Genomic DNA, 5489 nt, shown 5'->3' on the forward strand with positions numbered 1-5489 from the left:
CCGGGACGGAGAGGGGCCTGCGCGGCGTCTGCAGTTTAGGGCCCCTGATCGCCTCAAACCCTTCGATCTTGCGCCTTATTTTGCAACAGATCTGGTGTCGCGAAGGTCGCCCCCCGCTCCGTCCCGGCTTCGCCGGGCCACCTCTCCCCCGCTTACGCGGGGGCGAGGAAAGGCGCCAAGCTTGGTCAAACCACCTCGAACACAAACGTCTTCACCAGTGCGTCCGGCTCGGCGATCGCATAGCAGCGGAACCATGGACTTTCCTCCACCAGCCGCCATTTCCCGGCCTGGCGCAACTCATCGAACACGGCCTGAAAACCGCCGCTCTCGAACACCTGGTCGCGCACGGTGAAGATGGCGTGGCCGCCCTTTCTGGTGATGCGCACGAGCTCGTGCAGGCCCGACGCCGGCGCGTGGCTGATGGTGAAGACGCCGGTCGAGAAGAAGGCACGGAAATGGCCATCGGGCCATGGCAAAGGGCCGCCGAGCATCGCCTTTTTCAGCTCGCTATAGGCGTTGCGGCTGCCGGCGAGCTTCAGCATGTCGTCGGAGAGGTCCAGCCCGGCGATGTCGCCATAGCCCAGCGCCTTCAGCGACGGACCCGACAGGCCGGTGCCGCAGCCGGCGTCGAGCAGCGGACCTTGCCCCGAAGGCACGTGGCGCGCCACCCAGGCGGTGATCAGGAACGGCAGGAGATACCCGAGCGAGGCGGTCTCGCTGTCATAGGTCGCGGCCCAGGCGGCATAGGCCTGCGCCAGCGTTTCGGGCGTGTCGGCGCCATAGACAGAATCGAGCGCCGCATTGGCCTTGTCGACGATCATGAAACCTCCTCAGCGAAACATGCCGAGGATCGTAGCGCGGCGCTTGCCGAAAAACTATTCCTCGTGCTGGCGGCGCAGGCGCCGCTCCAGGGCTCTCAGCGACAGCGACAGCCCGACGGTCAGGATGAGGTAGATATAGGCGACGATCGAATAGGTCTCGAAGAAACGGAACGAGCCCGCCGCGTAGACCTTGCCCATCTGGGTGATGTCGGCGACGCCGAGCACCGAGACCAGCGAGGAATCCTTGACCAGGGCGACGAAATCATTGCCGAGCGGCGGCAGGATGGTGCGGATCGCTTGCGGGAACACGATCAGCCGGAAGCGCTGCACGCGCGTCAGACCGAGCGCCTTGGCGGCCTCGATCTGGCCTTTCTCCACCGACTGGATGCCGGCGCGGAAAACCTCCGAGATGAAGGCGGAATAGCCGATGGTCAGCGCCATGATGGCGCGCCACAACAGCGAGACGTCGCGCACCAGAAGCTCGCCGAGATAGCCGGCGCTTTGCAGCGGTGCGGTCAACGCGTTCCACGCCGCAACGATGGCCGGCGCGCCGGCGAAAGCGATCCAGAACAACAGCACCAGGATCGGCACGCCGCGGATGATCTCGACATAGAAGCGCGCGATCTGGCGCAGCCATTGCGAGCCCGACAGGCCCATCAGCGCGACGCCGAGGCCGATGATCGAGGCCAGCGCGAAGGCCACCACGGTGACGAAGACGGTGATGCCGATTCCTTTGGCAACGGTCGCGAACACCTGGGCGTAGAGGTCGCTCGTCGCGATGAACAGCGCCGCCGCCAACGCCAGCACGGCGGCGACGGCCAGCCACCAGGGGAATTCGGATTTGGTCGTGGAGGGTGCGGCGGGCATTAGGCGGTTTCGCCTGACAGGAAGCCCCGAAAGGGCGGTGCCCAGGCCCCCCTCTCTGGCCTGCCGGCCATCTCCCCCTCTAGGGGGGAGATCAGATGTCGCCCATGCTTTCGCCAATCACCGGCGCAGCAAAGAGAGCGCCAGCGCTGAAGCGGCCAAGCTCCTCCCTTGAGGGGGAGATGGCCGGCAGGCCAGAGAGGGGGGACTTGGCGCAAGGTCAGCGTGATGTTCCTTACCGCACCAATCTCAACAAATAGCCCTACTGCCCCATCTTGTAGTCAAGGAACCACTTCTTGTTCAGCGCGTCGAACGTGCCGTCGGCCTTGAGCGCGGCGATCGCGGCGTTGACGGGCTTCACCAGATCCGAGCCCTTGGGGAAGATGAAGCCGAAATCCTCCGAGCCGAGCGGCCCGCCGATCAGCTTCAGCTTGCCCTCGGAGGCGTCGACATAGCCCTTGCCGGCCGTGCCGTCGGTCAGCACCACGTCGACGTCGCCCGACTTCAACGCCTGCACGGTGGCGCCGAAGGTCTCGAACAGCTTGATGCGCGGGTTCTGCTCGTTGCCGTCGAGCACGCTGTAGACGGCGGTGTAGAACGGCGTCGTGCCCGGCTGCGCGCCGATCAGCCCGTCCTTGAAGGCGCCGAACGTCTTGGCGTCGGTGAAGCGGCTTTCGTCGCCGCGCACCAGCATGAACTGTTCCGAACGCATATAGGGGTCGGAGAAGTCGACCTTCGCCTTGCGGTCGTCCTTGATGGTGATGCCGGTCATGCCGATATTGTACTGGTTGTCGGAAACCGCCTGGATCATCGCGTCCCAGGAGGTGTTCTGGTACTCGACCTTGAAGTTCAGCCGCTTGGCGATCTCGTTCATCGCGTCATATTCCCAGCCGATCTGCTTGCCCGTCTTGGCATCGATGAACTGCAGCGGCGGATAGGCGTTTTCGGTCACCACCACGACCTTCTTGCCGCCGAGATCGGGCAAGGCCTGCGCGAAGGCGGCGACAGGCGCCAGGACGAGGGCCAGCAGGCCGGCCAGCAGCAGTTTCGACTTAGTCATCACACACTCCCGGAAATTGAAAGCGCCCGGATATTGCCGGGCTTGCAGGAAAATACGGCGCCGACTTTAGCTTTCCGCATGCGTCATGCAAGACGCTCCGCTGCGTCAGCCCGTGCGAAAACGGATTCGGATGCCTTGATTCCCAGGATTTCGGGCCACGGATTTCGGAAGAGTCAGGGGCCTTTGTCGGAGACCGCGACGTCCACGTCCGTCGAGCGGTCATCGGCCGTGGCGTCTCGCAGGCCGGCGACAAGCTGGGTGAGTGTGGCGTGCAGGGCTTTCACCTCGCCAGGCTTCAGCGGCACGCTGCAGGCCAGCGCCGATGTCACGTCCTTCATGGCGCCGCGCAGCGCCTCGCCTTTGGCGGTCGGTTCGACCAGCACCCGGCGCTCGTCGGCCGGGTCGCGGCGGCGCGTGACCAGGCCGCCGGCTTCCATCCGCTTGAGCAGCGGCGTCAGCGTCGCCGAATCAAGGCCGAGCGCTTCACCAAGGTCGCCCACAATGCTCGGTGCGCGCTCCCAGAGCGCCAGCATCACCAGATATTGCGGATAAGTCAGGCCAAGCGGCGCCAGCAGCGGCCGGTAGACCTTGGTCATCAGCCCGCTCGCCGAATAGAGCGCGAAGCAAAGCTGCTGGTCGAGCTTCGGCACGGCAATGGTCCCGGCGTTCCGCGCCGGGACCTCGCTCGTCTTCGTTTCGATTTCCGCCGTCATGCCGCCTTTACCGAGAGCGCCACCTCGACATTCCCCCTGATCGCATTGGAGTAGGGGCAGATCTTGTGCGCTTCCGATACAAGCGCTTCCGCCGCCGCCTGATCAAGGCCTTTCGTCTCCGCCGCCAGTGCGACGCCGAGCTTGAAGCCCTCGCCATCGGGCAGGAGGCTGACGGTCGAGGTTACCCCCGCATCCGCCAGCGGCAGCTTCTGCTTGCGCGCGACGAAGCGGATGGCGCTTTCGAAACAGGCGGCATAGCCGATGGCGAAAAGCTGCTCGGGATTGGTGGCGCCACCCGGCCCGCCGAGCTCCTTCGGCATCGCCAGATCGACCTTGAGCAGACCGTCGCTGGTCTCGCCATGGCCGGCGCGGCCGCCCGTGACGTGCGCCTGTGTGGTGTAGAGTGCCATCTCGCATATCTCCATTTATCTTGTATGCAATTATTTAGTACACAAGATAAATGGATGTCAACTCTGGATTCCAGGGTCTCCGCGACGGAGCTTCGCTCCTGCTTCGCCCTGGAATGACGACGTTGGGTTGCGCCAAACGAAAAAAGGCGGCCGAAGCCGCCTTTTCGAAAATCAGTCCCAAGAAATCTTATTCGGCGGGGGTCGCTTCAGCAGCCGCGGCTGCCTCGGCGGCGGCCTTCTTCTCGGCGGCTTCCTTGGCGGCCATCTCGGCTTCCAGCGCCTGGGCTGCGGCAACCTTCTCGGCTTCGATACGGGCCTTCTCGGCGTTCAGTGCATCGCGCTCTTCATCGTTGAGCTTGCGGGCGCGCACGCCGGTGTTCTCCGAAATACGGGCCGACTTGCCGCGACGGTCGCGCAGGTAATAGAGCTTGGCGCGACGCACCTTGCCGCGACGCACGATCTCGACGCCCTCGACCATCGGCGAGTAGACCGGGAACACGCGCTCGACGCCTTCGCCGTAGGAGATCTTGCGGACGGTGAAATTTTCCTGGAAGCCGGCGCCGGAGCGGGCGATGACGACGCCCTCATAGGCCTGGACGCGGGTACGGGTGCCTTCGGTCACGCGGACCTGGACGCGCACGGTGTCGCCGGGCTGGAATTCGGGAAGCTTGCGCTTGGCTTCGATCTTGGCGGCCTGTTCGGCCTCGAGCTGACGGATGAGATCCATCTCAAAAATCCACTTCTTGTTCTTCCGACAGTCAGAGCGCCCTGCTCTCGCCTTGCAGTTCCCTGAACCGCTCGGCTATGCCTTTTGGCTCCGGGACATCCGTCCTGAAAACATCGGGCAGGGGCGACTACACCGTCATTGTTGACGGGTCCCGGGAGATTGTTCTTCCGGTTCGGGCGGGCACATACAGCTATTTCGCCGCTTTGTCACGCCTTTGAAGCCTATTTTTTGCGCCATGGCACCATGATAATGCCGCCCTGCCGGGTTGCGCGGGCCGTCCGGGCTTTCTAAGCCGGGAGCGTATCATCCTCGGCGCTTCGCAATGACGCTCTTCGATGCCGTGCTGCTGTTCTTCGCCGGGTTCGTCTCGGGCGCGGTCAATGCCGTTGCCGGCGGCGGCACTTTCGTCACCTTCGGCGCCATGACGCTGGTCGGCGTGCCGCCGATCGTCGCCAACGCCACCTCCTCGGTGACGCAATTTCCGGGCTACGTCACCTCCACACTCGCCTATCTCGACGACATCAGGCATTTCTGGCGCCAGGCTCTGCTTTTGTGCGCGATCTCCGCCTGCGGCGCGCTGGCCGGCTCGCTCATCCTTCTGGCGCTGTCCAACCCTTCCTTTCGCGCGCTCGTGCCGTGGCTGCTGATTGCCGCGACCGCGCTTTTCGCCGCCGGACCCTGGCTGAAGCCGGCGCCTCGTCCCGACGACGGGACATCCGTCGGCTCCGTCGCCGGCGCGCTCGCGCAGTTCGTGACATCCATCTATGGCGGCTTCTTCGGCGCCGGCATGGGTGTCATGATGCTCGCCACGCTCGGCCTCACCCAGGCCGGCGACTATCACCGGCTCAACGCGCTGAAGACCATGCTGGCCGTGGTCATCGCCGCCATCGCCAT

7 protein-coding genes are annotated in these 5489 nt (G+C 64.6%); 1 reads left to right on the plus strand and 6 read right to left on the minus strand.

Going from position 1 to position 5489, the window contains the following annotated elements:
• Window positions 1–185: 185 nt before the first annotated feature.
• From J0I79_RS03160 to rplS, 6 genes are all read right to left on the minus strand, one after another.
• The gene (locus tag J0I79_RS03160; protein WP_292855273.1) at window positions 186–821 is read right to left on the minus strand and encodes a class I SAM-dependent methyltransferase; all 636 of its coding nucleotides are present in this window, start codon (window positions 819–821) and stop codon (window positions 186–188) included.
• Window positions 822–875: 54 nt separating this feature from the next.
• Entirely contained in the window at window positions 876–1688 is an 813-nt protein-coding gene (locus tag J0I79_RS03165; RefSeq protein ID WP_292855274.1) for an amino acid ABC transporter permease, read from the minus strand.
• Window positions 1689–1947: 259 nt separating this feature from the next.
• Entirely contained in the window at window positions 1948–2745 is a 798-nt protein-coding gene (locus J0I79_RS03170; protein ID WP_292855275.1) for a transporter substrate-binding domain-containing protein, read from the minus strand.
• Window positions 2746–2918: 173 nt separating this feature from the next.
• Entirely contained in the window at window positions 2919–3458 is a 540-nt protein-coding gene (locus tag J0I79_RS03175) for a MarR family transcriptional regulator (protein ID WP_292855276.1), read from the minus strand.
• Window positions 3455–3868 carry an organic hydroperoxide resistance protein gene (locus tag J0I79_RS03180; RefSeq protein ID WP_292855277.1) on the minus strand — a complete coding sequence of 138 codons (414 nt, stop codon included), beginning with the start codon at window positions 3866–3868 and terminating at the stop codon, window positions 3455–3457. The genes J0I79_RS03175 and J0I79_RS03180 overlap by 4 nt, the downstream gene beginning before the upstream one ends.
• Before the next feature lie 187 nt (window positions 3869–4055).
• Window positions 4056–4595: a 50S ribosomal protein L19 gene (gene rplS / locus J0I79_RS03185; protein WP_292855278.1), complete on the minus strand. Its 540-nt coding sequence runs from the start codon at window positions 4593–4595 to the stop codon at window positions 4056–4058.
• A 322-nt stretch (window positions 4596–4917) separates the two neighbouring features.
• Here rplS and J0I79_RS03190 point away from each other — a divergent pair.
• The coding region (locus tag J0I79_RS03190) for a sulfite exporter TauE/SafE family protein (RefSeq protein ID WP_292855279.1) at window positions 4918–5489 on the plus strand (572 nt) is incomplete at its 3' end.

The sequence above is a fragment of the Mesorhizobium sp. genome (assembly GCF_017306585.1).
Classification (GTDB): Bacteria; Pseudomonadota; Alphaproteobacteria; order Rhizobiales; family Rhizobiaceae; genus Mesorhizobium.

What these genes read in the sequence shown, in the direction of transcription:
- J0I79_RS03165 (WP_292855274.1), bottom strand. Translation starts at nt 1,688, where the DNA reads ATGCCCGCCGCACCCTCCACGACCAAATCCGAATTCCCCTGGTGGCTG.
- J0I79_RS03175 (WP_292855276.1), bottom strand. Translation starts at nt 3,458, where the DNA reads ATGACGGCGGAAATCGAAACGAAGACGAGCGAGGTCCCGGCGCGGAAC.
- rplS (WP_292855278.1), bottom strand. Translation starts at nt 4,595, where the DNA reads ATGGATCTCATCCGTCAGCTCGAGGCCGAACAGGCCGCCAAGATCGAA.
- J0I79_RS03180 (WP_292855277.1), bottom strand. Translation starts at nt 3,868, where the DNA reads ATGGCACTCTACACCACACAGGCGCACGTCACGGGCGGCCGCGCCGGC.
- J0I79_RS03160 (WP_292855273.1), bottom strand. Translation starts at nt 821, where the DNA reads ATGATCGTCGACAAGGCCAATGCGGCGCTCGATTCTGTCTATGGCGCC.
- J0I79_RS03170 (WP_292855275.1), bottom strand. Translation starts at nt 2,745, where the DNA reads ATGACTAAGTCGAAACTGCTGCTGGCCGGCCTGCTGGCCCTCGTCCTG.